This is a genomic window from Candidatus Syntrophosphaera sp., from assembly GCA_019429425.1.
In the GTDB taxonomy this organism is placed as follows: Bacteria; Cloacimonadota; Cloacimonadia; order Cloacimonadales; family Cloacimonadaceae; genus Syntrophosphaera.
In genome coordinates this window covers 1-25,465 of record JAHYIU010000013.1, presented here as the reverse complement: position 1 = coordinate 25,465, position 25,465 = coordinate 1, and the positions used below count along the sequence as shown (strand labels likewise).

Below are 25,465 nucleotides of genomic sequence, written 5' to 3'. Positions count from 1 at the left end.
GATGAACTTGAAGACGATATTTCTCACGACATTGATAATCTTGGGATTTTCATCTGGCTTCTCGGAACAACTGATCCCTGGCTCATATCCAGGGGAGATCTTTACCAATGGTATCTGTTATGCTGACGCTCAGGATCCGGATGTCATGCATTATGGTTTTGGCTACTCACCCGATTCCGGCAGGCACTTCATAGTCACGCTTAACGTTTCGGACCCGTTTCCCCTGCACCGCATTCACGGTATTGGCTATTTAGGTGAATTCTATCTGCATGATCCAATCAACGGTTATATTTTCAGATTTCAAAATTTCGGTGCTAGCTTCTCGTATGAGAACTTGGACTGTGAAGAGATAGACGGCATCGAACCTGGGGCGGGAAGGTACCAGTTGTTTCTTATGAACAACGCGGCCGAAGGTTGTTACCTATATACCAGCGAAAACGGTGGATCAACATACACTCCGATCAACTTCTTCCCGCAGGTGACGATCAAACCAATGGCCTACGAGAGGGAAAGCGGCATCCTTTACCTGCTTGGGTTTGACAATGAAGATAGCCTTGTTTGTCTTTATGTGAGCAATGACAACGGACAAAGCTTCAATACTTTCGTGTTGGATGCACAGCTGCAGACTCCTTACTCCGAGCAACTCAATTTCAAATTGCTGCCAACGCCCGACGGGACAGTATATCTCTTTCTGGCTACTAACAGCAGGGAACACCAGCTATATGAGAGTGACAACAATCTGCAAAACTGCACGCTTGTCTGGCAATACACACCATTGATCAACGAGTGGCTTGACATGCTCTGGACAGGGGTGGAAGGGGCTGAGTTCTTGCTTCAGCATTACTACTGGCACATGGCTTTCAACAGGCTGGAGTATTCCATATCCTCCGACGAAGTGGTCGACTTCCAATCGGTGGCTCTGTATAACTTTTATTATAGCTATCAGAATCCTGTTTTCCTCGTGCCCACAGCCAGCATAACCGAACTAACTTTCGGGGCTGGAAGCGTGAAGCTGTATGTCCGCTCCAATGCTGACTGGCAGATCTCATGCGATGCAGACTGGGTCAGCGGCTTTTCTCAAGTTACAGGCAATGCCAGCGCAGACGTATTTATGAACTATCAGGCCAACTTAACCGGCAATGATCGTTCCTGTGTCGTCCATTTCCAAAGTGCGGCAGCCCCGGACACATTTTTAGTGCTTACCCAAAGCGGTAACGTTTCCGCAGCCGACCTTACCAGTGCCGCCAGTGAAATTGTTACAAGCTACCCCAATCCCTTCAATAATTCTGTTAACATCAATGGAAGGCTACCCCATCATGAAATGATCGAGGTCAACATCTATAACATCCGAGGAGAAATTGTGCGTGTTTTAAAAACGCAAAGCGACATCCGGGACGAATTCTCTCTAGTGTGGGATGCAAACGACAGCATGGGAAGACGCGTGGCTTCTGGTGTATATCTCTGTCGGTTGAAAGCGGGTAGTATCACTCACACGATTAAACTGCTTTGTTGGTAACAATCCGTTCCAAAGTAATTACCTTAATAAAATCGTTTCTGTTAACAACACAATCACAGACTGGGAGAGCAACGGTCTTGGCCTTTACTTTAGTTCATGCGATCTGTTTCTGCGAAACTCGATCAACTTGGCTGAACTAGGTATTCCATACGTAAAGTCCAGTTTGTCTTCAAGGGTAATTCTGTAAAGGAGAAAAAATCTGTTAACTCAGCACAGCCAGGTATTTAGTCTTGGACGTTTTTATGTTATCAGCAGAAACTTGTTTCAGACCTAATGTGCTGTACTGTAGAATCGCAAAAAGCGAGATACAAGTTTTGCAAATATCCTTGATACAGTATTTGCATAAACCTTGAAATCGATTTGCAAAAACCTTGATTCTGGGATCTCACCAAAAACAGAGATTTGCACCAAAAGTGATACTATTTGCAATTTCACTTGATACTCTATACAGGAGACTTTCCCATACCAAAAGTCCCCTCTGGCTCCCCTTATCAATACGGTGTCAATACGGACTCATTACGGACAAAGTCCGTATTGAGTCCGTATTGATAGCGTAATGATAAGGAGGGCGCTGGGAGGGCAGAGAGACACAATATCTTCTAATTCACTGCCTGGCAACAAGATAAAAAAAGAAATCTCTCTATCAAACCGAGTGGGTGATGCAAAACTCTGATATTTGATTAGCCCGGAGGGCGACAGATCATAGCCCGGGGTGGAGCGCAGCGGAACCCCGGGATTCATGTATAAACAGGTCTGAGCCCCGTAGGGTTCGACACAACTCACCGTCAATTATTGGCGGGTTTTTGTGCCACCCCTACGGGGTTGTCCCCAAACTTTACTTCAGCCCCGGGGTTCCGCTGCGCTCCACCCCGGGCTAAATTGTTTCGCCCTCCGGGCTTTATCCACTTAGTTTGAAAGAGAGCCAAAAATAAAGCCCAGCCGGGTTATCCGGCCGGGCTGGGTCATTGCGATCTAATTCAGTCTGGAGCTATACTTCCAGGATTTCCTTTTCCTTGCTTTTTTCCACCTCGTCCACCTTCTTGATCCAGTCGTCGGTGAGGTCCTGGATCTCCTTGAGGAGTTTCTTTTCGTCGTCCTCGCTGATGGCGGAGTCCTTCTCCATCTTTTTGGCCTGCTCATTGGCCTCGCGGCGGGCGTTGCGAATGGCAATGCGCGTCTCTTCGGCGTACTTTTTCAGGCTTTTCACGATCTCCCTGCGCTTTTCCTCGGTGAGGGGCTGGAAAGGCAGGCGGATCACGTTGCCGTCATTTTCCGGGGTGATGCCCAGATTGGCGGCGAGGATCGCCTTCTCGATATCGGCCAGGGTGGTCTTGTCCCAGGGCTGGATAACGATCGTGCGCGGTTCGGGTATGGAAATGTTGCAAAGCTGCTTCACCGGGGTGGGCTCGCCGTAATAGTTGATCCGGACGTCATCCAGGATCGAGGCGCTGGCCCGGCCGGTGCGGACTTTGGAGTATTGATGCAACAGGGTCTCGAACGACTTGTGCATCTTGTCTTTACATAATTCTTTGAGTTCTTCCATTGGTACCTCTGTGAGCCCCATAAACTGGCTCAGGGGTGAATATAGGTCCCGTGCTCGGGACTTGAGATGGCCTGGCAGAGCCCGTCGGGCTTGCTGACGTTGAAGATCTTGATCGGCAGCGAGTTTTCCTGGGCCAGCGAGAAGGCCGTCATGTCCATCACGCCGAGCTTCTGTTCGATGCATTGGGCGAAATTGGCCGAACTGATGAACTTCGCGGAGGGATCCTTCTGGGGATCGGCGCTATAGAGGCCGTCCACCTTGGTGCCCTTGAAAACGATGTCCAGCTTGAGTTCCACGGCCCTGAGGACGGCGGCCGTATCGGTGGTGAAAAAGGGATTTCCGGTGCCTCCACTGAGCAGGCAGATCTTGCCGGCTTCCAGGGCCAGAGCGGCTTTCCTGGGTGTGTAATACTTGGCGACCTGGTCCATCTTCAGGCTGGAAAACACTTCCGCCGGATAGTTTTTGTTGTTCAGGATCTCGGCCAGGTAGAGCGCGTTCTGCACGGTGGCGAGCATGCCGATGTTGTCCAGGGTCACGCGGTTCAGGCTCTGGTTTTCCCAGGTGCCGCCGCGGAAGATGTTTCCCCCGCCCAAAACGATGGCGATGCTGTAGCCAAGGCGCTTGGCGGCAATGATCTCATCCGTGAGGACGTCGATCACTGCGTCGTCGTAGCCATGGCCTTTGGCTCCGGCGAGGATCTCGCCGCTGAGCTTGACCATGATGCGGTGGATCTTTTCAGGTTGGTAATTCATCCCATCACCTCTGCGGGCCTCGGTGGCTGGTTTATTCTCCACCCAGGGCGTAGCGCGTGAACCGGGCGATCTGGATGTTTTCGCCGGTCCTGGCTATGGCCTCGGTGAGCATTTCCTTCACGGTGCGGCCGTTTTCATTGACCAGTTCCTGCTCCAGCAGCGAATGCTCGGCGCAGTACTTTTTGATCGAGCCTTCGACGATCTTTTCCACGATCTCGGGCTTCTTGCCGTCGTTGAGGGCCTTGTTGCGGGCGATCTCTTTCTCGGCCTCAATGATGGCCGGATCGATCTGCTCAGCGCTGATGGCCAGCGGATTGGTGGCCGCGATCTGGAGGGCGAGTTCCTCGGCCAGATGCTTGAATTCATCGGTGCGGGCCACGAAATCGCTCTCGCAATTGAGCTCCAGCAGCACGCCCAGCTTGCCGTTGAAATGGATGTAGGAAAAGACGATCCCTTCCTTGGTCTCGCGCAGGGCCTTGCCGGCGGCTTTGGAGATGCCGCGCTCGCGCAGATATTTGATGGCGGCTTCGATATCGCCGTTGGCCTCGACCAGGGCCTTGCGGCATTCCATCATGCCGGCGCCCGTTCTGTCACGTAATTCTTTAACCATTGTGGCGGTTACTTCTATCATCATTGTCTCCTTGATGGTTGTTTAAGGGCGCGGGGGAGGAAATAATCCGCCCCCTTGCCAAGCTTTGCTTATTTTTCGGAATCCGGGTCTGCGCCTTCAGCGGCGGCTTCCGCGGGTTCTTCTTCGTCCAGGGCTTCTTCCGGGACCTCTTCTTCAACTACTTCCTCCGGCTCGATATCCTTCAGCGGGGCCACGGCCATGTCGACCAGGTCCGGGGTGAATTCCTCGGCTTCCTCATCGATCCCGGCCTTGACGTCGGCACCTTCGGTGGCGATGTTTTTGCCTTCGAGCACGGCGGTGGCCATGATATCCGTGATGAGCTGGATCGCGCGGGTGGCGTCGTCATTGGAGGGGATCACGTAATCGACGAGATCGGGATCGCAATTGGTGTCCACCATGGCGATGATCGGGACGCCCAGGATCCGGGCTTCGTGCACGGCGATCTCTTCATGGCCGGTATCCACGACAAAGATGGCTCCCGGAATGGCATCCATGTCGCGGATCCCGCCCAGGGAAAACTCGATCTTGTCGTGCATGCGTTTCATCTTTTGCTGTTCGAGCTTGGTGTAGTTGTTGATCGTTCCGTCGGCCACGATCTCTTCATAGTATTTCATCTTTTCGATGCTCTGGCGGATTGTGGCCATGTTGGTGAGCATGCCGCCATACCAGCGCTGGTTCACGAAAAAGACGCCGGATTTTGCCCCGGCTTCTCTGATCGCGGCCTGCGCCTGCTTTTTGGTGCCCACGAAGAGGATATACTCCTGGCGATTGGCAATTTCCTTTAAAAATTGGTAGGCTTCATTGATCGCGTCCACGGTCTGCTTCAGGTCAATGATGTGTATGCCATTGCGTTTGATGAAGATATACTTCTTCATCTTGGGGTTCCACTTGAATGTCTGATGCCCGAAATGGACTCCCGCTTCGAGTAGTTGTTTCATCGAAACTACGGACATTGGTTCTCCTTAATCTTGTTACGGTTGTTTTTCCGCAGAGGGATCTAAGCAATTCAGAGGAGCATTCTCCCCACCGCCTTGCAACTCCCGCTGCGCGTTATTGGTGTTTGGCTTGAGTGATTCCATTATTCCAGAGGGGAAGGGGCTGCCTTCCCCAAAACCCGTTGTTTAACGCTTGGAGAACTGGAATCTCTTTCTGGCTTTCGGCCTTCCGCTCTTTTTGCGCTCCACCATGCGGGGATCGCGGGTGAGGAAGCCGCGGGCTTTGAGTTTGGATCTCAGATTTTCGTCATACTCGATCAGAGCGCGGGAAATGCCGTGCCGGATCGCGCCGGCCTGGCCGGAAAGCCCGCCACCGGAAACATTGACATAAACGTCGAAGCTGTCGCTTATGCCAAGCTCCTGCAAAGGCTGCTCCACGATCATTTCCAGGGTCTCGCGCTGCAGGTATTTCTTCATCTGGACCTTGTTGATGATGCGCTTTCCCGTGCCGGGTGTGATCCGCACGCGGGCAACGGCGTTCTTTCTTCTGCCAACTGCATCATAAGTTTGCATGCTCATTTCTCCTTAAGGTTAAGTTCCACCGGCTTCTGGGCGGCATGGGGATGCTCGCTGCCGGTATAGACTTTGAGTTTCTTGAACATCGCGTCGCCCAACACGGTCTTCGGCATCATGCCGCGCACGGCATGCTCGATGATCTCGGTGGGGTGCTTCTCAAGCATCTTTTGATAGGGGATTTCCTTGAGTCCGCTGGGATAGCCGCTGTAGGTCTTGTAGATCTTCTGCAGGCTCTTTAACCCGGTCACGCGCACTTTCTCGGCATTGATCACCACGACGTAGTCGCCAGTGTCGATGTTGCGCACGTAATAGGGCTTGTTTTTTCCGCACAGGATGGAGGCCACCCGTGTGGACAAGCGTCCCAAAGGTAAATCCGTGGCATCGACGACATACCAGGCGCGCTGGATGTCACCGGGGCTCGGAGTGAGGGTTTTCATCGTTTCTCCTAAACATATTTTTATTCAGAAAGCCAATTTTTTCCAAGTGGCTTTCGTGTCAAGCCATTTTGAGATGGCAAGCATCTTGTTTGCTGATATTGGGGTGGCAAATTCCGCTTTGCCACAGAGCCCACAGGGTTCTTCAAAAAAGAAGCGGACTGCGTCCGCTCGCCGAATCGGAATTCGGCTTCCCATTATTCGGCTTCCCATTATTCGGCTTCCCAATTTTCGGCTTCATGCCCAAAAAACCCCGGGCTCATCACCCGGGGTTTATGTTTGCGGCGGAATTCCCAGAGGGGCTCATAACCGCCTTATTTCATCATGATCATTTTCCTGGTGCTGCTGTACTTGCCGGCGTTCATCTTGTAGAAATAGACTCCGCTGGAGACAGAGCGTCCGTTGTTGTCCCGGCCGTCCCAGACAACGCTGTGGTTGCCGGAGGCCTTTTCTTCGTTCACCAGGGTCTTCACCAGCTGGCCTTTGACGTTGTAGACGCCAATGGTCACGGGGGCGGATTCCTTCACGCTGAAGGTGATGGTGGTGCTGGGATTGAAGGGGTTCGGATAGTTGCCGCGCAGTTCCGTGACGATCGCGGGAGCTCCGGGATCGTCGTTGCCGACGTAGCCGCCATCGCTGTGGATGGTGAAATCGTCAACGTAGAACACGAAGGCGTCGTTGGACACGCAGCGCACCCCGATCCACACGCTCTGACCGTCGTAGGCGGAGAGGTCATACACAAACTCGGTCCAGTTGACCGGCGCTTCCACATAATCTCCGGGAGAGACATATTGGAAGCCCTGCGGAATGACATTGGGCAGAGTGGAGACACCCACGCGGAATCTTTCCAGGCCGTAGGTGGAGACGTGCGACCTGGCATAGAACCTGACTGAGCTGTTTGTTCCCAGATGCACTCTGGGCGCGATCATCCAGTCGTTGTTGGGAGGATTGACAGCGGCAAACGAAGCAGCCATCTTATCCCCGCCATGCGGTACCAGGGTTGTGATCGGAGGGGTCGTGGCGCTGGGATTGAAGATGATGTAGGCCATCGGATCCTCGGATCCCGGGAAGGAGATCCCGGAGAAGCCGTAGGTTCCGGATTGGTCGACATCCAGCAGGGTCCAGGGCGCGAAGAGGTTGGCGAAATCGGGATAGCTTTCGAAACCATCTTCGAAGATGATCTCGCCAAGCTGGACGTTCACGGTCACGCTGATCGTGGCAGGCACGGATTCGCCGGTGGTGTAGGTGGCCGTCACGCCATAGAGGTAGGTGGCGTTGGGCAGGTCCATATCGGTGAAGGTGGTGGTGGTGGGATCCGTGATCGTGTGGATCAGAGTGCCGTCGCGGTAGACCTTGAAGCCGTTGAGGGCGCGGTCGTTTTCGCGGCTGACCTCTCTGGTCTGCAAGGCCAGTTCAGCTTTCCCGTAGTTGATCACGCGGTTTTCCACGATGGGGGTGAGTTCCACGGCCTTCATGGCAGCTCCGTCCTGGACGAAGGTCTGGACCAGCCAGTTGTAGGTCAGGGCGGGATTGAGGGCCGTAAGTTCCGCCCAGGCTCCCTGGAAATAGATCATGTTTCCTTTCCCGGCAATCTGAGGACCGGAATCGCAGCCGGCAGGGTATCCACCCTGGGTGTTGACTTCAAAGCCCACCCAGACTTCACCGGTGGCGGGGATCGGAACCGGTGTGTTGAGGACTGCCAGATTCCAGGCGCTCATGGTAAAAGGGGAAACCACTTGTGAGGAGACCAGGGTTCCGGCGTTGGTAGGTGAACCGCCGGTCCACACTTTAACGGTGTAGATGCAATTCTCGTATTCCGGCACGAATTTGACCTGCGTGATGGTCTTGCCCTGATGGGGGATCAAATCCGTTGCGTCGAAGCGGTGCGCCACATCAAAGACGTTGGCGGAGTTTGTGCCGATGGAATTGCCCAACACGTCCTGGCACCAGGTGATCCATTCGCCTGTGGGAGGAGCTTCGGGGCTCGTCCAGTTGAGGGTCACGTCATTGCCTTCGACTGTGGCTGTGAGATCGGTGGGCGGATTGTTGGGAGGAAGGATAGTCACTGAAACCGGTCCGGCGGGAACGGATTCGCCGCTGGTATAGAAGGCTGTGACCGTGTAGCTGTAGGTTCCCAAGTCCAGATCCATGTCGTCGTAGGCCAGGGTGGCAGGATTGTTGATGGTCTCGATCAGGGTGCCGTCGCGATAGACCTTGTAGCCGAAGAGTTCGCGAGTGGGCGGATTGACCGCTTCCGGGCCGGGAACGGGGATCCCCGTATTGCGGGCGACAGTTTCATTGTACTGCGCGAAGGCAACAGGGGCATCCATGCGAACCGGAACGTCTCCCACGGACACATCATCAACAAAGAAGATGAAGGCGTCGTCGGAAAGGCACTGGATGGCAAAGCGGATGCTCTGTCCGGCATAGGATGTGAGGTCATAGCTGTAGAGGGTCCAAGTGATCGGCGCCTGGATATAATTTCCTCCGCTGATGATGGTGAAATCAGCCGGGGTCGTTCCTCCGGTGGAGATTCCGACCTTGAAGCGTTCCAGACCGTATTGGGCGGTGTAGGACTTGGCATAGAAGCTCAGGAATTGGCCGGCCACGGGAGTGATCGGGGGAGAGATCATCCAGTCGTTATTGACGGCAGTGGTGCTGGCAAAACAAGCAGCCATCTTTAGCCCACTGTGAGTTGCCGCGTCTGTGACCGGCGGTGTGGTCGCGCTGGGAACAAAGATCATGTAGGCCATTGCCGCGTAAGCGTTTGGCCAGGTGATCCCGGTCATGCCATAGGTGGCGCTTTGGTCCACATCCACCAGCACCCAGGGATCGAAGGTGAGGGCAAAATCGGCATAGGTTTCGAATCCGTCTTCAAAGCCGGGAGGCGGCGGAGGAGTGGTGCCAGGGGCTTCCCAGGTGAGGTGAACATCGTTGTTGTTGAGCACTTCCGCAGCCAAGTTGACAGGCGGATCAAGAGTTTCGATCACTTCGTCGATGGTGATGCTGTCCAGATAGAGATAGAACTGGTTGGCGGCGCTATGACCATGGAATCCGATGTAATAAACTCCCGCGGTGGTCACCGGGAACAAGACTTCAGCCTCGGCGTAGGTTGTGTTGGTGATGTCGCTATTCTCAAAAAGCAGGTTGGTGAGCGCTGCAGCGTTGGGAGCGGTTCCCCAATACACGGAAAGCGCTTCGGGGTAGTTGCTGCTGTTGGCACGGTATGAGAACAGAAGTTGGTACAACGCGTCAGCAGTAAACTGCAGAGGCGGCGAGATCAGCCAGTCGTTCATGGCGATCTGGTCGTTATAGCGGATACGCACGGAATTGGGAGCGGTGTCCGCGTTGCCCGCGTAGGTTTCCCAGGTGTAGGCATCAGCGTTGGCATTGATCGTGGACCAGCCCAAAGGAAGCGCGGGAGGCGTCACGGTGTCGAAATCCTGCACATAGGGATAGACGGTCACGGTGGGATCGGCCAGGGTCGTGAATTGCCAAACCGGGCAGTTGAGCGCGTCGCCGTCGGTGTTGAAAGGCACTATTTTCCAGTAGTAGACGGTGCTGTAGACCAAGTCGGTGGGATGGTCATATAGCGTGCCAGTCTGGATGGCCCCGTTCACCAGGTTGGTGGGCGGATTGTCCGTTCCGAAATAGACCTTGTAGCCGTCAACTATGCCGCCGCCAGTTGTCCAGCTCAGGTTTGTCCCGATGGCCACGTTGGTGGCATTGTTGGCAGGGACCGGATTCTGCGCCGGCAGAGGCGGTTCGCCCTGTTGGGCGGGCGCGAATTCAAAGATCAGACCGCTGGGCGGAAACACCGTCGCGTTCAGGCGGCAATTGGCATTGTTGGCGGTTCCCGCGTCGGTGGCGGTCCAATCGGTGGTCGTGGTGCGGTTGTTGAAATCCAGGTTGGAAGAGCCGCGCAGGCCGACCTGAACGGTCTGGGCCGTGGTAACGTTCACAACCGTGAAGCTGCCATAGGCATAGACCACCTTGTTGCCGTTCTCATGAAGTTGAATTTGGAAATTGAAGATATCATTGGCCGCGGTAGTGGGAAACCGACGGTAGTTCTTCCACTGGACCACGAACACGCGGTTGGGTGCGGTGCCGGTCAGCAGATAGCTGAGTTCGCCGTCATCCCGGCTCAACAGGTCGCGGTTCAAAGCAGCGGCGACATTGTTTGTGCCATCCACACTGCTTATTGCCAGATTGCTGGTCAGCACCGATGAGCCAAAGGCTATGAATCCATTGGTCTGGACGCTAATCTCCGTGTAGGCAACTCCGTCGTAGGTAAAGGTGAAACCAAGCGGGATGGCGTTGAAACTTTCATCGTCGTTCGCTGTGGTTCCCAGAACGGTGCCTCCGGTGATCTCCGCATAGGTGCCGAGCGAGCTGGTGAAGGCATATTCGCTCACCAAGGCCGAGGCGCCGATGGCCATGACCGAGAAGATCAACAGGAACACGAGTTTGTTGATGTTGGCTTTCATAACATCTCCTTATTTTTGTTTAGGTTATCATGAATCTTGCCTTTGGAATCTGGGCGGAAAGGTCATTCCCATCCAAATTTCCACTTACTGTCATAGAAAACAAAAGGTGCTTATTTCGTCAAGTAAAAGTTGCGGATAAAACTGCCAGATTCCGCAACGCAAGCGAAAATCCTTGACGTTTTGGCGCTCCGCCTTATTTTACCATCACTTTGAAATATGAGGCTTTGGAGCAAGTAATGAAACAACGACTCCTGATCGCGACCGGCGGAGGTGACTGCCCTGGCTTGAACGCTGTTTTGCGGGCGATCGTGAAACGCGCCGCCTTCGAGCCCGGATGGGAAATATTGGGCAGCATCGACGCCTTCAACGGCATTCTGCTGGACCCGATGAAACTGGTGGAATTAACCCCCCAAACCGTTGCCGGAATCCATGTGCAGGGCGGCACGATCATCGGGACCACAAACAAAGGCGGCCCCTTCGAATGGCCTGTGCAAAAACCCGACGGCAGTTGGGAAATGGTGGATCGCTCCGCCGATTTCATGGAGCGCCTTAAACATCAGAACATTAGCGCGGTTGTCAACATCGGCGGGGACGGCTCGCAGCGGATCTCGCAGGGCCTGTTTGAACTGGGCTGTCCGATCATCGGGGTGCCCAAGACCATCGACAACGACCTTTCGGACACGGATTTCACCTTCGGTTTCCAAACCGCTGTTGAAACCGCAACCGACGCTTTGGACAAATTGGTGACCACGGCGGCCAGCCACCATCGCCTCTTGATCCTGGAAGTGATGGGACGCTACGCGGGCTGGATCGCCCTCCACGCCGCCATTGCAGGCGGGGCTGAGGCTTGCCTGATCCCGGAGATCGATTATGACATCGATTCCGTGATGCGCGCCCTGGAGCGCCGGGTCTCTTCCGGCAAGGGTTTTGCCAATATCGTGATCGCCGAGGGCGCCAAACCCATCGCGGGGAAAATGACCTACACCGAAAATGACGAACCCGGGGGGATGAAATTGCGCCTGGGCGGGGCCGGATTGCGCCTTTCCCAGGAACTCAAGGAAGCCGGCTGCAGCATGGAGATCCGCGAAACCATCCTCGGCCATTTGCAGCGCGGGGGAACTCCCAACGCCTTCGACCGCATCCTGGCCTCGCAGTTTGGCGTCAAGGCCTTCGAACTCGTATTGGAAAAGAAATGGGGCAGCATGGTCGCCTATCGCCATCCCAACATCATCGCCGTGCCGATCAAGGACGCGATCAAGGAATATAACTATGTAAATCCCGAATCCGACCTGGTCAACACTGCCCGAGGGCTGGGAATCTGCCTGGGAGATTGAGAAGGAGAGAAAAACATGGACATGAAGACCTTTGAATACCTCTACTACAAAACCCGCGGCTTTGCCAGGGATGAGATCATCAAAGAGGCCAAGCTCAGCGAGGACGAATTTTCCATGATGGAGCAGAGCCTGGCCGGCGTCCTGAAAGAGATCGAGGCCGACCGGACCCGCGCCGCCACAATCGGCAAAGACTTTGTCCGCCTCACCCGCTATCTATACTCGGACCGCAGCGACCAGGAACTTGGCCTGCAGCGCCCGGATGCCGTCAAACCACGCTCCGGGGAACCTGTCGCAATTCCCGCCGTCGATCAGATCAAGATGCCCCAGATCCCTTTGCATCAGGCCATCGGACAGCGCCGCAGCCTGCGCCAGTACTCGGATAAGCCATTCACGCAGGAGGAACTGTCCTTTCTGCTCTGGACCTTTGCCTGGGCCAGGGATTTCCGCAGCAACGAACGGATCGAGTTCACCATGCGCAACGTCCCCTCTGCCGGAAGCCGCCATCCTTTCGAATGCTATCTGCTGATCAACAATGTGGAGGGCCTCAAACCCGGGCTCTATTATTACCATCCGCTCAAGCACTGCCTGGTTTTGGCCGATGCCTCCGAAACGATCGCCCCCAGGATCACAACCGGCTGCCTCGGACAGGAGATGGCCGCCAATTCCGCCGTGACCGTCATCCTCACCGCCATTCCCTACCGCACTGCCTGGCGTTACCAGCAGCGTTCCTACCGCTATCTGTACATCGATGCCGGGCATATCGGACAAAACATCCATCTGGCCGCGGAAGCCCTGGACGCCGGGGCCTGCATGATCGGCGCTTTCCAGGACGAGGAAATGAACGATTGCCTCGGTGTGGATGGAGTCGAGGAGTTTGTGATCTACGTCGCCGCCGTGGGAAAAAAATAGAGCTCCGCTTGAAAACACCTCATTTGTCTTTATCCTATATCAAGCCCTTTCCTTGCGGGAAGGGCTTTTTCACACCTGTCGGATCCGGCTTATCCCATATAAAGTATCACCCAAACTTGCAAATGGGTTTCACCTGTCACAGTGGTCGTAACTGTTTATAGGATTGTGAGATGAATAGGACTGGCTTTAGACTGTGTCACAGTGGTCTTTGGACGTTTTTGGACGATTCGGTATCAGGGTTTTTGCAAATTTGCCCTAGTTTTAGGGTATTTTCAGACCATCAGATTTTCTGAAACTATTATCTCATTTAATAGAGCCGTAACTGAAGTGCCAAAGTCCCTATCATCGTGAGCCACTGACTCTGATCAGCGTCTATAAACTCGATCTTAAAGTCCTTATTGAGGGGTTGGAGGGCAACTCCCTTATGAGCCTCATCGAAGTGTATTCTTTTCAAGGTGATACCAGTCTCATAGCGCACCGCACATATCTTCCCATTCGTGCCATCCCAACTGACTTGCTTCTTGATTAAGACTATGTCATCGTGCAAGATCTGAGGTTCCATACTGGCACCATTGATTCTGAAGGCTACATAGCTGTCTGTACCGAAGGGAATGTAGCGAGTGGGAACTTCGACTGATTCCGCTGGCTCATATCCCTCGGGAACTTCAATGGGTGATCCGGCGGCTATTTCCGCTACGATCGGGAAGATCGAAGTACGCACGTAAGTAGTATCAAAATCATTCACTAAGACCGGCTTACCATCCACGATCTGCACTTTCTTGGTAGTCTTGACGTCATCTCCGAGCTCCCAGGGAGCCAGGATAAACATCGAGCCTTCCCCTCTTAAAAGCCAGTTCACATTCACTCCTGCCTCGATCAATCGGGCCATGAATTGAGGGTCTGGATATCGCTCATTATTCTTGTAGCGGTCCAGAGAATTGGCAGAGATGCCAAACTTTTCTGTGAACTGGTACTGCTTCAGTTTCATTGATTTGATCAGCATTCCCAGTCTGCTGCCGATATCGTTAGGGTCCATTATTCCTCCTAAAAAGTCATTTTTCCCTTGACCTTTTGCCGTATGGGTAAGATTATGCATCCGTAGACAAGATAAATTGTCTAACTTTTTTGTCAAGACCTAATTATATAGTTGTGATACGGCAGCGGATTCTTCCATTAGGATCAGAAGGTTTGCAAATGCTCTCGGAATGAGCAGAAAGGACTTCCCAAGTTATTGCGATGCAGTAATGTAGCACCCAACAATAACTAATGGGAGGCGCTTATGAAAGCGACCAGTTACGAGCCTGGGAAGATGGTGGTCAAGGATGAGCACTTTGACACATCGAGCACTTTGACAAATGTCAAAGTGCTTCCCAATCGGAGAAAAAACCTGCCGATGCTGATCAGTAGATACTTTGAGCACTTTGACAGCAAAAAAGGCAGGTCCAGTGTCAAAGTGCTGCCAAATTCACCATGCACTTTGACAGTTGGTCAGAGCACTTTGACAGATGATCTGATCAAAATGACCAAACACCATAGCGGATTTGTCAAAGTGCTTCTACCGGTAGAAGAATTTTATTGGAGAAGGCTTAGCATGAGTAAGCGGAAGATCAAGGCGGTCTGGCTGACCGTCGAGCGTGTAGCGGAGTTGATGCGCTGTTCCACTCGAACAGTGTGGAGACGCGTTAACAGTAAGAGGATCATATCCTACAAGCACCAGGTTACATACAGAAGCAGCAAGGTCATGAAAACCTTCCTGCTGACCGATCCAGAGATATATAATCTGGAGATGGCTGACTGTGCTAGCAGGGGCCTGATCCCGGACGAGTTCTTTGAAGTTGGGATAGAAGTCGATGGTAAAAAACTCAATAGCGCTCTCATCTCGCAATATCGAGTCGCTACAGCTGAGGATGGTGATTACAATGCATCCCTATGACTTTAGCCCCGAAGAATACACCGCTTTCTTTGAAGAACAACTCTCCGACCGGGGAAAATACCCCCGATTGAGTGAAGTCATCGGCAAAAGAATAACGGTTCCCAAACCTACCCCTATATATAAGGAAGAAGAGCCTACTGAGATAGACAATGTCCCGGATGCTGATCAACCGCTAGTGGATCTATGTGAACGACCTGATTATCTTGACCTAAGCCCCAGGGAACGCCAGCCCCTCCAGCATGAGAGGGAGGCCAGGCTCCTGGGGCATTTCTGCAATCTGGTCATCAGGCGATTGTCCTTATGCAGTTCCAAGGTTGAAGAGTGGAAGCTGATCGTAAGCGAGTACAACAGCGAACAACTCGTCCCGGAGCTATACAAGATTAGAGGTGAGCGCAAAGAACGAGCTCTGCGGCTCTGGATCGACCAGTATATCAAATCCAATCAGGACATGTTTGCACTGCTTCATAAGGGCAAGAATATCAGCCATAAGCGTAAGGTGACCGAGACCGAGTCCAAGGTCCTGCTTAGCATACTGCTGCATCCGAACCAGATCACCATCGGTTCTGCCATCAACATGCTCAAAGCTCAAGCCAGGATGGGTTACTACGAGTCACCCACCAGCAAGCCTACCTTAAGAAGATGGTGTACTGAGTGGCGGGATAATCATCTGGCGACTTGGGAACAGACCCGAAAGGGCAGCAAATACGTGGCAGAGCACATAGTCAAGACCATTCACCGGGATGCCAGGCTGTTAAGAGTGGGTCAGGTCTGGGTGGCTGATGGACATACCCTGGCTTTTGATATCCTCAATCCCCATACCGGTAAAGCTCAACGCATGACCATGATCATGGTCTTCGATTGGGCTTCCAGATACCCAGTGGGTGGATCACTCGCCTTTACCGAGGATAGCCAGCATATCCAGGCAGCCTTCCGCCATGCCTTCCTCAATACCTCACAGTGGTATCTGGATAAGGATGCCGAAGGGAACACAGTGCAAACTCGCCCACCCTTCGCCTTCGTGCCTGAAGCGGTCTATCTCGATAATGGCAAGGCCTTTAGATCTAAGCTATTCCATGAGTCCTGGGAAGGCCATGACCTGGAAGTCGAGTTGGGTGGGGTCTTTCCTAAGTTAGGCATCGAAGCGCACTTCGCAGAGAGCTACAATGCCAAGGCCAAGGTGATCGAACGATTCTTCCGGACCTTCCAGGAACAGTTCGAACGCTTCATCAGCAGCTTCCGGGGAGCCAACATAGCCAACAAGCCCTCGACCCTGATGCGTAACGAGAAGTGGGCAAAGGCCTTGTATAAGTCTGAACCACCCACGATTGAAGAAGCGATGCAGATGATCGGCTTCTATATCAGGCACATCTATGGCGAGACCGAGCATGGCGGATTGGAAGGCAAGACACCCTGGCAGGTATTCAGTTCCGCACTGATACCCGAAGATCGGATGCTCAGGCCGGATAAACTCAACTTCATGATGCTGGCTACTGAGCGCAAGGCGATCCGTAACGAAGGCATCGTATTCAACAAGCTGCTCTACTGGCACATCGCCTTGATGGACAACATCGGCAAGCCGGTGATCATCAGATACGACTATGCCGAAGCCAGGTGGATACTGGTCTATGACATGAAAGACAACTTCATCTGCCAGGCAGAGCTAAGACGCAGCCAGCATCCCTTTATCCACATCGATAAGAACAACCCGGTCTCGCATCAGTCCCTCAAGAAAGAATACAAGCAAATCAAGAAGCTGCAGAAACTCACCGAAGAGCATGCCAGAGACTTCGTACTACATAACCAGGAGGCTGTGGATAAGCTTCTCGAACCGTATATGCAGGAAAGCCTGAGCGGACCCAATCCCACCTTCAAGCAAGGCAGCATGATCACAGCTCCCGAACCTGAGGCTCAAGACCGCATCGAGGCGATGGAGCAGGAACTGGTCAAGGACCTGCCCGAATTGGAGTTCATAGCTCCGGAAGAGCAGAACTTCGGAACCACTCTACCTGAATCAAAGAACAACGAAACAGATACTTCATCAGACACTTCATCAGCCGATCCTGACCCTGAAGAGCAGGACGATGATGATGACGAGAGCTTCTACGGCATGCTGAAAAAAGTCGGCATAATTTAACCAGGAGGATGAATGAAACCTAACAAGCTCGTGCAAATCAAGAACGTAGTCAGGGCCGATGCCTGCATCCAGTTCCTGATGAACCGCCCCAAGACCGAGATGGTAGGCTTGGGCTTGATCTATGGCAAGCCCGGCCTGGGCAAGACCACCTATGCCAGCCGTATCGCCTTTATGCGAGGCTACATCTACATGCGGCTGGAATCGACTACCACTCCCAAGTCCTTCGCGGTCGATCTCTTAACCGCACTATATCGCCGCTTCGGACTGGGTGAGTTCATACCCAGCGGCACCACCAACAACATCTTCAAGTACTGCCTGAAACTTTTGGATGACAATCCGGAGACGGTGATCGTGATCGATGAGATCGACTATGCCTTCAAGCATGATCGGCTCTTGGGTGCCATCCGGGACATCGTGGACGTCACTCTAACTATCGTGGTCCTCGTTGGCATGCAAGATGCCCGGAATAAGTTAGCCGCCATCAATCGCCACTACTTTGACCGCTGCAATTACTTCTACGAGTTCAAGAAAGTGGGCAAGGACGATATCCGCAAGATTGCTAAGGAAGTGATGGAGATACCAGTGGATGAGTCAGTGGTAACCAAGATCGACTTCAACTGCGAAGGCAATCTTCGTAAAGCTGTGAAGATCATGTACATTATCGAACGAGCCAAAGAGAAGAATCCCCAACTCTGTATCGCCGACCTCGATCTGGGGAGAGATCTATGACCGCCAAAGATCTCGTATTGAACTTCGTAAACCAGTACAACAAGCCCTTCGATGCGGAGTTAATCGCCAATATGACTGGGCTGGACATTGAAGAAGTGGAGCCTGTTATGGTCGAAATGATCAGAGATAAGACTATCAAGTTGATCAGCAACCGAGAGCCCATCTATGCCCGCAGCAATCGCTTCAGCACTGCTCTGGATAAACAGCTGCGAGCGCACTGGAACTTCGATCCCCAGGCAGCCCTGGCACTTCTCAACCTGATCGAGCAGGGTCAATACACTTCGATTAGAGGCATCGCGGAAGACTTCGGGAGAAGCCGCCAGTGGGTCTTTGGCTATCTGGAAGCATTAGCATCAGCTGGTGTGATAGGCGTTAACCAGCATGGCTACTGCGTGTTAACTAAGAAAGACGTAGGCAAGATCGGCATCAGGATCAAACGGGGCATCCTCAAGGAACTGATAAGTCACTGTGCCGAGTTGCGTAAGCAGCAAAAGCAGCAAGAGGATATGGATGACTGGAAACTCAAAGTGGAAGGCCCGGAGCCGCTGGAAAAGGAGATAGAAGCCTTTGATAGCTATAACCAGGCGACCATGCTGTCCTTAAGCAGACATCAACGCATTTTCTACCTATAAACCAATAAGAAAGGAGACGTTCTATGGCACGCGAAGAGCGAGAACGAAGACTGCGGCAAGAGATTCACTCTCTACGGGTCACTAAGTTCGGATGGACAGTCGAGGAGTTTAAAGGGTTGCTCGTGCACCTGGGATTGGGCGATTCACTCCGGGCATTGGATGAGTTAACACTGACTGAACTAAAGCTTATCCTGATGCTTACCCGGAAAGTAGGGCGTCCTGACGAATACACCTATGACAAGCAGGGGATGTATATGCATACCCTGATGAAGCGAGCCCGCTGGAGCATCTATGATCTGAGAACTTTTATGATAACCCACTACAAGAAAAGCCACTGGAATCTACTCAACAAGAAGGAACGCAGAGCTGTGATAGCTATGTTACAGAACTACATCAAACAGAATGAAAAGAAAGCCAACAATAAAACTAACAAGGAGACATCTAATGGACACCCCCAAGACCCCCAAGCCTAAGAAATCCGTACCCAACCGCATTGACGCTAACGGCCAGATCATCCCGGTCTCGATCATCAAGCCGGAGATCCTCAAGCAAGATGCCATCGTAACCAAGACCATCAACCGAGCTATCAAGCTGCATGACCGTATGGTAGCTGACAAGAACCAATTCTTTCAGGACGTGGAACTCTATCTCCAACAGGTAGCCGAGAAGAACGGCCTGGAGTGGAAGGGCAATGCCGTTCTCAACAGCTTTGACGGTAAGTACCGGGTAGAGATAAGGTTCAAGGAACGCATCCAATTCGGCATCGAACTCCAACTCGCCAAGCAGAAGATCGATGAGTGCCTCAAAGCCTGGTCAGCCGACTCCAACGTCAATCTCAGAGCTATCATCACCGAAGCCTTTCAGGTAGATAAGAAAGGTGAGATCGCCAAGTATCGCATTCTGCGTCTGCGCCGCTACAACATCAAAGACCAAACCTGGAAGGAAGCGATGGAACTGATCGACCAGGCCATCCAGGTCGTAGCCACCAAGCAGTACATCAACTTCTACGAGCGTGACGAGTCGGGGCAGTTCCGTCAGATCGTCCTCAACTTCCCTGCTCTATGAGAAACAGTGGCAGCGTAATGCATCTCAATTTGATAAAAGCACAGGAGAATGAATAATGGCACCTATGAATACCAACACTGCAGAGGAACTGAACACAATGAGCATCTTCAATGATGAACGCACCTACCGCACCGATGAGATAGCCGATATCCTCCGGGTAGACCGCTCCAGCGTCTACCGCTGGATACGTGACATCGGTGATCCTCTGCCGGCTTTCAGAACTAAAGAAAACGGACAGCTGCGTTGCTCCGGTAAAGACCTCAACCTCTATCTACTGAAGCACAAGGTGCGCCCCGAGTATGAGTAACAGCCGTGAGTTCCGTATCAAGCGGGACAACTGCAAAGAAGCCTATCTAAACGGCAAGACCGATCCCACTGAGCTGGCGGTGATCTTTGGCGTGTCCGACATCACCGTCCGCAAGTGGGTCAAGAGCGGCAAGTGGGACGAGCTTTTCAAGGAAGAGAACCAACTCGACCACGAGATCGCCATAGCCCGCAAGAAGGCACTCATTCAAGCGCTCCGGGAATATGCCAAGAATCCTGCCGATACTGCCATCCAGAGCCTGGTTAGCATGATGAAGCAGGATCAGAAGGACCGGCAGCCATCTAAGGAGTTGAACGATTACATCGTGCGCTTCCTAGATCAGGTTACCGACTATATGATCGAAAAAGGGCATGAGACCTTGCTTAAGCAGTTCCAAAGCATTCTGCACGATCTGGCGGAATACCTGAGAGTGAGAAATGGTTAACCTTCCTGCATCCTACATAAGGCCTCCCAAGCCTAAGCCTACAGACCCTACCTACCCTCCACGCCAACAGCCCGACATGGTCAGTCCTCCGACCTCCGGGTCCCCGACGCCCGTCCCCCTGGGCGTCGGGGGGTTACCCGGTTATGCCTAAGAAGTTCATTCAACGGCATAACAAGGCTCTGACGGAGATCGCATCCAAAACGATCTCCGTCTTGCCTTTTATAGACGATAATCCTGAAGCCAAGGCAGAGCGGATAAGACGCACCACTGAATCAGGTTGGGATGCTTTCTCATTCTTCTGCCATACTTATTTCCCGCATATCTTCCCCCTACCTTTTTGCCCAGCACATGAGACTATGTTCGATGAGACTGATAAGGGCTCAGGCATCATCGGAATCACAGGTTTTCGTGGGCTGGGCAAAACGGTACTCATGGGAGTGGTCTATCCGATCTGGAGAATCATCAAAGGTGAACGCTACGTGATCCATACTGCCGCAGACGTAGATCTGGCGCAGGAACGCACAGCTTTCACTTTACATGAGTTGCAGAACAATAAACGGCTCACCATAGATTATCCTGAGCTGCTGCCTGTGGATGCGTTCGATCTGGACTTCTATCTCAAGAACAAAGCCAGGATCAGAGCCAGAAGCATCAAGCAGTCTCATCGTGGAACCATCAATCCCAAGACTGCTAAACGTCCCGGACTGATCGTCTGTGATGATATCGATAAAGAAGAGAACATGGGTAACCAGTCCATCGGCAAGAGACGCATGGAGAAGATCTCCCAGGAGCTTGCCGGAGCATTATCTCCCGAGGGCAATGGCAAGATCGTCTGGCTCGGTAACTTGGTACACCCCAACTATGCGATCTGCCAGTTTCAGGAGCTCATATTAAGCGAAATGCTGGCAGATAATCCCGATCTGGACACAAGATACCAATCGATCCTGAGAACGCACCAGAAAGCGATCCTGCGTTTCTCTCTCGAAGATATGCAGGGCAAGTCCACCTGGGAGGCTCAATACCCCACAGCAACGCTACCAAGTTTACGAGCCAAGTTCGGGCTAACTGGTTATCAAAGGGAGATGCTGGGACAGCCGGTAATCGAAGGCAACATCTTCAAGAACCACTGGTTCACCAAGTATAGAACCCTGCCGGAACCATCCCAGATGAAGCGGATCTGGCTCTATGCCGATCCTGCTTGGGGAGAGAAGGGCTGCTACAAAGCTGTTATCTCCATAGGCTATGATGGTAACCGTTTCTACGTGATTCATGTCTGGATACGTCAGACAGAGAATACCAAGTTCTTCAGATACTACTATGATGCCTACCAGGAGCTTGATAGAATCTACAGAGTGAAAGCCCGGGCAGCATGTGAAACCACCTACGGTCAAGCACGTATCCTTGCCGACTTCGATCGGTGGGCACAAGACAACCATCTGCCCCCAATATCACACCGCATCAAGCGTATCGATAACAAGGATAACAAGAACCTTAGAATAGAAAGGACAGAGACCATCATTGAGACTGCTAAGGTGCTCTTTCCGGAGGGACAGGATACACCAACCTTGATCTCTCAGTTCCTCACTTATCCTGATGGCTATATCGATGGCTGTGATGCTCTGGCAGGCTGTCTGGAACGCTTCTCCGAATATGATATCGGCAGGAACAGAGTCAAAGTCAGGAGATTCAGCTTCTAATGAACTACTACGATAAACTCATGTTGGAGTACTACCGGGTCCTCAATAATGCCTGGAAAACTGAGATTAGAGATGCTACACGACTAGCCATCCAGATGCTGAGTGACATGCCACGAGCAGAGAAGATCAACAAGGACTCCATAGATAAGTTTATGAGCATCATCAATACCCAGTTGGGAGATGACTTCGCAGCGCTGGTCAATGAGCCCACCAAGGCAATAATAGACCGCTGTGTGCGGCTAGGACTGCGAGACACCCAAGTGCAAGCACCAACCAAGACCAGCATCGGGCTCTGGGGCATTGAAGATCAGCATCTATCCACAACCATCCAGAAACAGCAGTTGTTCTGGATCGGGAATCACTTTGAAGCCGATGTCCGGCAGAACTTCGCAGACACCCTCTCCAAAGCCATCGAGCAAGGCTATACCAAAGAGATGCTTGCCGATACGCTCAAAGACCAGTTCAATGACCTTGCCAACCGTTCATCTCACTACTGGCAAGGACTGGCAGAGCACACCGCTCTGAGAATACGTGAGTTCGGAAGACTTCAGGGCTACAAGAAAGCCAAAGCCAGATACTACAAACTTGTGGTGATCCTGGATGATCGCACCAGTGACATCTGCCGGGCTCTGGCTGCCCAGGATAAAGTCTATCCCCTAAACGATGCACTCGAAGTAATGGATAATCTTATGGCTCTGGATACAAAGTCCAGCAGCCTGAATGATGCCAGAGAATACATCAAAGCCCTAGCACCCTGGATCAAAGATGATCAGATCGAATATGACTCAGACATGAATCCGATCGGTGTCTCTGGAGCGCATACTCCGTTTCCACCGTTTCATTGGAAATGTAGGACTACGACGGTGATCTGGACAGAGTAGATTCTATAAAGTAGTAGCAAATCTATTTGATACTATTTTATAAGTATCATCTTATGAGTTTGAGATGTACCATTTATCTCAACACGCACAAAATAAACCCCGGAGCTTACAGCAGATCCCCTCTCGTCCAGTCCATTCCAGACTATTCGATGATGCCCTTTGGTCAAGAACCCGTCATGTAAGGTTATCACTCTTTGGCCTTTGATATTGAACACAGACAGCTTGGTAATTCCTGCTTGAGGGGCAATAAAACTGATCGTGGTCGTTGGATTGAAGGGGTTAGGGAAATTAGCAAGGCCGAAATCTGTGGGTTCAGGTGACTGCGTATTATCGTCATTGGCTACATTAGTGCGCACGAGCGGGATGTTTAGTATGGTGTCCTCACCTAAATTTACTACTACATTAGGAATAATCAAATCCTGATAATCCCAACGGCTTACTTTTACAGAGTAAATCCCCGCTCCGGAAGGATATTGGAAGCAACCCAGGGAGTCGCTGAATTCAGGCAATTTGTTCACAATCTCGATCTTCACGCAGTCAACAGGTAATCCTGATACTGAATCATAAACATACCCGTTTATCCCGCCGATGTTGAAAGAGTTGTATTCATATGCCCCAATGTCAATGGTTCGAGGACCTCCAGGAGCACCTGGGGTAATGCGTTTGTGATACCTGAGATCGAATTCAGGAAGATCGGGATGGTAAGCTCCGGCATCTATACACGGTGAATCAGCTGAAAGACTGTAATCCCCATTCAAACTGTCCGCAAACATGGGATAGGCTACAATATTGCCATCTCCAACAATAGATGAACCCTGAGGTATTGGGATACTAAGGCAGTTATTATATAATAATGGGTAGAACCCTTCATCAAACTGCCCAAAACCATAAGATATATCAATGATATTATTCGTATAGATCGTATGATAATTACCTGTAGAAAAATGTAATGTGTTGTAACCGAGAATTGTATTATTATATATAAACGGAGAAGTATCTTGGACGTTTACTGCATAGGATTCAATAGATCCTAAGTATCTTACCAGATTGTTAAAGAACCTGATCTGTCCATCCTGATACGCAGGATTCAAATTCTCGAATTTTAATATCGGTCCAGGAAAGTTGTTCTCTATGGTGTTGTTATGTATATAAGATGTAGTAGCATTTGCCATCATTGTCTTAACCTGAACACAGCCAGACAAAAAGTTATCTGAAACATAGTTTATTCCATAACCGTCTGAACCAAGAATAAGTGGAGAATTACTGGGATTTGCATCCTCAGGCTTGATCAATTGATTCCTTCTTGCAAAAACTGTATCTGTTACAGCATATGATGAACACCCCCAACCACCCATGCCGTTATTCAGCAAATTACCATAGCTACTTACTGAGCCAAATTCGGATCTGTGTTCTCCCGATTGCTCACTTCTACCGACAAAATTGTCGGCAACATTATTTAGATATAGGATATCCATATAATATCCAACTGGTCCCAATCCTGCCGTCCCCGTAAAGTAGCATTTGGCTATTGTTACTTTGTAATGATTCACAGGTTCCGGTTCGGGAGCGGCACTGAATCCTATAAACCCGGTCATACCGAACGGAGTGGGATAAGTATCATTTATTGATATAAATCTGCAGTCATATATCAAAATATCATCTTGCAAAAAACCCGTGCGTATGGCATTTAGGTTATTATCGAATGTACAGCTTCTGATATTGATAACCCCGTTATCAAAATCAATTGCAGCCAAGGACCATTCCCCAGGAATATAATCACAGAAAAAGGAATTCCTGAACTCACAATACTCAAATGTAGATATAGGTGCATTGGGTCCAATGTAAATAGACCCCCATCTGTATTCGTGATCTGGCTGATACTTGTCGAAGATTATCGGATTATCAGATGTTCCAACAGCATTAATAGTGCCATTGACGATGACCATCTTTGCCAGAGGCTGGTTATTTCCACTCCACATGAAGTTATTGATATTGTTCTTATCTGCTCCAGAACTCAGTACATGTGTGCCAGGTAAGATAGTAAGCGTAGCCCCGGAATCAATATAAAGAAAGGATGTTATGATATATGGGTTGTCGTCAGGGGTCCAGGTAGCATTTTGAGTAATGTGACCACCAACTTCGATACATGGTAGAGTAGATACTACTGAAGTTAAGAACAAGAAAAATAGAATTCGTTTCATGTTTACTCTCATTACCCGGGCTTTGGCTGTTGAGTCCCAAATGTTGGTGTAAATTCCAACTCGTTGTTTCTCAGGTTGTTTGAGGGCATCTGATATCCCTCGTTACTCACATTCTATGTTAGGCCAAGCGACCAATTGCATTATTTTCACCTCGTTAATCCAAGTCAAGTTCTTTTTCATAATAATCTACCTTGCTGCGACGGGCTGGAGCCCTGCGGAGGAGGCGTAGCCGACGGAGCAGGGCTCCAGCCCGTCGCGCGGCGACTCGACCGGTATGGGTCTTTTCTGTAGTTCCCTGATCTTTTCCAAGGGCTCGGACAGATAGAT

Annotated in this window: 21 protein-coding genes and 1 pseudogene; 13 read left to right on the top strand and 9 right to left on the bottom strand. The window is 51.5% G+C overall.

Annotated elements, in window-relative coordinates; genetic code table 11:
* Window position 1 precedes the first annotated feature (1 nt).
* On the top strand, window positions 2–1,516 hold the full coding sequence (locus K0B87_02570) for a T9SS type A sorting domain-containing protein (GenBank protein MBW6513621.1): 1,515 nt from the start codon (window positions 2–4) through the stop codon (window positions 1,514–1,516).
* A 988-nt stretch (window positions 1,517–2,504) separates the two neighbouring features.
* Here K0B87_02570 and frr read toward each other — a convergent pair.
* The 7 genes and pseudogenes from frr to K0B87_02535 form a co-directional block, all read right to left on the bottom strand.
* Window positions 2,505–3,059: a ribosome recycling factor gene (gene frr, locus K0B87_02565; protein ID MBW6513620.1), complete on the bottom strand. Its 555-nt coding sequence runs from the start codon at window positions 3,057–3,059 to the stop codon at window positions 2,505–2,507.
* A 29-nt stretch (window positions 3,060–3,088) separates the two neighbouring features.
* A complete protein-coding gene (pyrH, locus tag K0B87_02560) occupies window positions 3,089–3,811 on the bottom strand; it encodes a UMP kinase (protein ID MBW6513619.1) in 723 nt (240 codons plus the stop codon).
* 31 nt (window positions 3,812–3,842) lie between these two features.
* The gene (tsf, locus tag K0B87_02555; GenBank protein ID MBW6513618.1) at window positions 3,843–4,442 is read right to left on the bottom strand and encodes a translation elongation factor Ts; all 600 of its coding nucleotides are present in this window, start codon (window positions 4,440–4,442) and stop codon (window positions 3,843–3,845) included.
* Window positions 4,443–4,510: 68 nt separating this feature from the next.
* Window positions 4,511–5,395 (bottom strand): 30S ribosomal protein S2, encoded by an 885-nt coding sequence (gene rpsB / locus K0B87_02550; GenBank protein MBW6513617.1) that lies wholly within the window; start codon window positions 5,393–5,395, stop codon window positions 4,511–4,513.
* 168 nt (window positions 5,396–5,563) lie between these two features.
* Window positions 5,564–5,950 (bottom strand): 30S ribosomal protein S9, encoded by a 387-nt coding sequence (gene rpsI, locus K0B87_02545; protein ID MBW6513616.1) that lies wholly within the window; start codon window positions 5,948–5,950, stop codon window positions 5,564–5,566.
* 2 nt (window positions 5,951–5,952) lie between these two features.
* Window positions 5,953–6,390, bottom strand: a complete 438-nt coding sequence (rplM, locus tag K0B87_02540) for a 50S ribosomal protein L13 (GenBank protein ID MBW6513615.1) — start codon at window positions 6,388–6,390, stop codon at window positions 5,953–5,955.
* A gap of 2,054 nt (window positions 6,391–8,444) precedes the next feature.
* Window positions 8,445–10,874 (bottom strand): annotated as a pseudogene (locus K0B87_02535) (choice-of-anchor J domain-containing protein).
* A 236-nt stretch (window positions 10,875–11,110) separates the two neighbouring features.
* Here K0B87_02535 and K0B87_02530 point away from each other — a divergent pair.
* Window positions 11,111–12,208 carry an ATP-dependent 6-phosphofructokinase gene (locus K0B87_02530; protein MBW6513614.1) on the top strand — a complete coding sequence of 366 codons (1,098 nt, stop codon included), beginning with the start codon at window positions 11,111–11,113 and terminating at the stop codon, window positions 12,206–12,208.
* A gap of 15 nt (window positions 12,209–12,223) precedes the next feature.
* A complete protein-coding gene (locus tag K0B87_02525) occupies window positions 12,224–13,117 on the top strand; it encodes a SagB/ThcOx family dehydrogenase (protein ID MBW6513613.1) in 894 nt (297 codons plus the stop codon).
* A 307-nt stretch (window positions 13,118–13,424) separates the two neighbouring features.
* Here the strand turns inward: K0B87_02525 and K0B87_02520 are convergent, their stop codons facing one another.
* Window positions 13,425–14,153, bottom strand: a complete 729-nt coding sequence (locus K0B87_02520) for a hypothetical protein (GenBank protein ID MBW6513612.1) — start codon at window positions 14,151–14,153, stop codon at window positions 13,425–13,427.
* A gap of 243 nt (window positions 14,154–14,396) precedes the next feature.
* Between K0B87_02520 and K0B87_02515 the strand changes: the two genes are divergently transcribed.
* From K0B87_02515 to K0B87_02470, 10 genes are all read left to right on the top strand, one after another.
* Window positions 14,397–15,050, top strand: a complete 654-nt coding sequence (locus K0B87_02515) for a helix-turn-helix domain-containing protein (protein MBW6513611.1) — start codon at window positions 14,397–14,399, stop codon at window positions 15,048–15,050.
* Window positions 15,037–17,184: a Mu transposase C-terminal domain-containing protein gene (locus K0B87_02510; protein MBW6513610.1), complete on the top strand. Its 2,148-nt coding sequence runs from the start codon at window positions 15,037–15,039 to the stop codon at window positions 17,182–17,184. The genes K0B87_02515 and K0B87_02510 overlap by 14 nt, the downstream gene beginning before the upstream one ends.
* A 12-nt stretch (window positions 17,185–17,196) precedes the next feature.
* A complete protein-coding gene (locus tag K0B87_02505) occupies window positions 17,197–17,913 on the top strand; it encodes an ATP-binding protein (GenBank protein ID MBW6513609.1) in 717 nt (238 codons plus the stop codon).
* Window positions 17,910–18,545 carry a hypothetical protein gene (locus K0B87_02500; GenBank protein MBW6513608.1) on the top strand — a complete coding sequence of 212 codons (636 nt, stop codon included), beginning with the start codon at window positions 17,910–17,912 and terminating at the stop codon, window positions 18,543–18,545. Before K0B87_02505 ends, K0B87_02500 begins: the two co-directional genes overlap by 4 nt.
* Window positions 18,546–18,568: 23 nt before the next feature.
* The gene (locus K0B87_02495) at window positions 18,569–19,018 is read left to right on the top strand and encodes a hypothetical protein (GenBank protein ID MBW6513607.1); all 450 of its coding nucleotides are present in this window, start codon (window positions 18,569–18,571) and stop codon (window positions 19,016–19,018) included.
* Window positions 18,990–19,610, top strand: a complete 621-nt coding sequence (locus tag K0B87_02490) for a DUF3164 family protein (protein ID MBW6513606.1) — start codon at window positions 18,990–18,992, stop codon at window positions 19,608–19,610. The genes K0B87_02495 and K0B87_02490 overlap by 29 nt, the downstream gene beginning before the upstream one ends.
* A 55-nt stretch (window positions 19,611–19,665) precedes the next feature.
* Window positions 19,666–19,917, top strand: a complete 252-nt coding sequence (locus K0B87_02485) for a helix-turn-helix domain-containing protein (GenBank protein ID MBW6513605.1) — start codon at window positions 19,666–19,668, stop codon at window positions 19,915–19,917.
* Window positions 19,910–20,359, top strand: coding sequence for a hypothetical protein (locus tag K0B87_02480; GenBank protein ID MBW6513604.1), 450 nt, complete (start codon window positions 19,910–19,912; stop codon window positions 20,357–20,359). The genes K0B87_02485 and K0B87_02480 overlap by 8 nt, the downstream gene beginning before the upstream one ends.
* A gap of 143 nt (window positions 20,360–20,502) precedes the next feature.
* A complete protein-coding gene (locus K0B87_02475) occupies window positions 20,503–22,056 on the top strand; it encodes a hypothetical protein (protein ID MBW6513603.1) in 1,554 nt (517 codons plus the stop codon).
* A complete protein-coding gene (locus K0B87_02470) occupies window positions 22,056–22,937 on the top strand; it encodes a hypothetical protein (protein MBW6513602.1) in 882 nt (293 codons plus the stop codon). Before K0B87_02475 ends, K0B87_02470 begins: the two co-directional genes overlap by 1 nt.
* A 32-nt stretch (window positions 22,938–22,969) precedes the next feature.
* Here K0B87_02470 and K0B87_02465 read toward each other — a convergent pair whose 3' ends face one another.
* Window positions 22,970–25,138, bottom strand: coding sequence for a T9SS type A sorting domain-containing protein (locus tag K0B87_02465; protein ID MBW6513601.1), 2,169 nt, complete (start codon window positions 25,136–25,138; stop codon window positions 22,970–22,972).
* Window positions 25,139–25,465 lie beyond the last annotated feature (327 nt).

What these genes read in the sequence shown, in the direction of transcription:
- K0B87_02520 (MBW6513612.1), bottom strand. Translation starts at nt 14,153, where the DNA reads ATGGACCCTAACGATATCGGCAGCAGACTGGGAATGCTGATCAAATCA.
- rpsB (MBW6513617.1), bottom strand. Translation starts at nt 5,395, where the DNA reads ATGTCCGTAGTTTCGATGAAACAACTACTCGAAGCGGGAGTCCATTTC.
- K0B87_02475 (MBW6513603.1), top strand. Translation starts at nt 20,503, where the DNA reads ATGCCTAAGAAGTTCATTCAACGGCATAACAAGGCTCTGACGGAGATC.
- K0B87_02510 (MBW6513610.1), top strand. Translation starts at nt 15,037, where the DNA reads ATGCATCCCTATGACTTTAGCCCCGAAGAATACACCGCTTTCTTTGAA.
- K0B87_02570 (MBW6513621.1), top strand. Translation starts at nt 2, where the DNA reads ATGAACTTGAAGACGATATTTCTCACGACATTGATAATCTTGGGATTT.
- pyrH (MBW6513619.1), bottom strand. Translation starts at nt 3,811, where the DNA reads ATGAATTACCAACCTGAAAAGATCCACCGCATCATGGTCAAGCTCAGC.
- K0B87_02500 (MBW6513608.1), top strand. Translation starts at nt 17,910, where the DNA reads ATGACCGCCAAAGATCTCGTATTGAACTTCGTAAACCAGTACAACAAG.
- K0B87_02515 (MBW6513611.1), top strand. Translation starts at nt 14,397, where the DNA reads ATGAAAGCGACCAGTTACGAGCCTGGGAAGATGGTGGTCAAGGATGAG.
- K0B87_02490 (MBW6513606.1), top strand. Translation starts at nt 18,990, where the DNA reads ATGGACACCCCCAAGACCCCCAAGCCTAAGAAATCCGTACCCAACCGC.
- K0B87_02495 (MBW6513607.1), top strand. Translation starts at nt 18,569, where the DNA reads ATGGCACGCGAAGAGCGAGAACGAAGACTGCGGCAAGAGATTCACTCT.
- rplM (MBW6513615.1), bottom strand. Translation starts at nt 6,390, where the DNA reads ATGAAAACCCTCACTCCGAGCCCCGGTGACATCCAGCGCGCCTGGTAT.
- K0B87_02480 (MBW6513604.1), top strand. Translation starts at nt 19,910, where the DNA reads ATGAGTAACAGCCGTGAGTTCCGTATCAAGCGGGACAACTGCAAAGAA.
- K0B87_02505 (MBW6513609.1), top strand. Translation starts at nt 17,197, where the DNA reads ATGAAACCTAACAAGCTCGTGCAAATCAAGAACGTAGTCAGGGCCGAT.
- rpsI (MBW6513616.1), bottom strand. Translation starts at nt 5,950, where the DNA reads ATGCAAACTTATGATGCAGTTGGCAGAAGAAAGAACGCCGTTGCCCGC.
- K0B87_02465 (MBW6513601.1), bottom strand. Translation starts at nt 25,138, where the DNA reads ATGAAACGAATTCTATTTTTCTTGTTCTTAACTTCAGTAGTATCTACT.
- K0B87_02530 (MBW6513614.1), top strand. Translation starts at nt 11,111, where the DNA reads ATGAAACAACGACTCCTGATCGCGACCGGCGGAGGTGACTGCCCTGGC.
- tsf (MBW6513618.1), bottom strand. Translation starts at nt 4,442, where the DNA reads ATGATAGAAGTAACCGCCACAATGGTTAAAGAATTACGTGACAGAACG.
- K0B87_02525 (MBW6513613.1), top strand. Translation starts at nt 12,224, where the DNA reads ATGGACATGAAGACCTTTGAATACCTCTACTACAAAACCCGCGGCTTT.
- frr (MBW6513620.1), bottom strand. Translation starts at nt 3,059, where the DNA reads ATGGAAGAACTCAAAGAATTATGTAAAGACAAGATGCACAAGTCGTTC.
- K0B87_02485 (MBW6513605.1), top strand. Translation starts at nt 19,666, where the DNA reads ATGGCACCTATGAATACCAACACTGCAGAGGAACTGAACACAATGAGC.
- K0B87_02470 (MBW6513602.1), top strand. Translation starts at nt 22,056, where the DNA reads ATGAACTACTACGATAAACTCATGTTGGAGTACTACCGGGTCCTCAAT.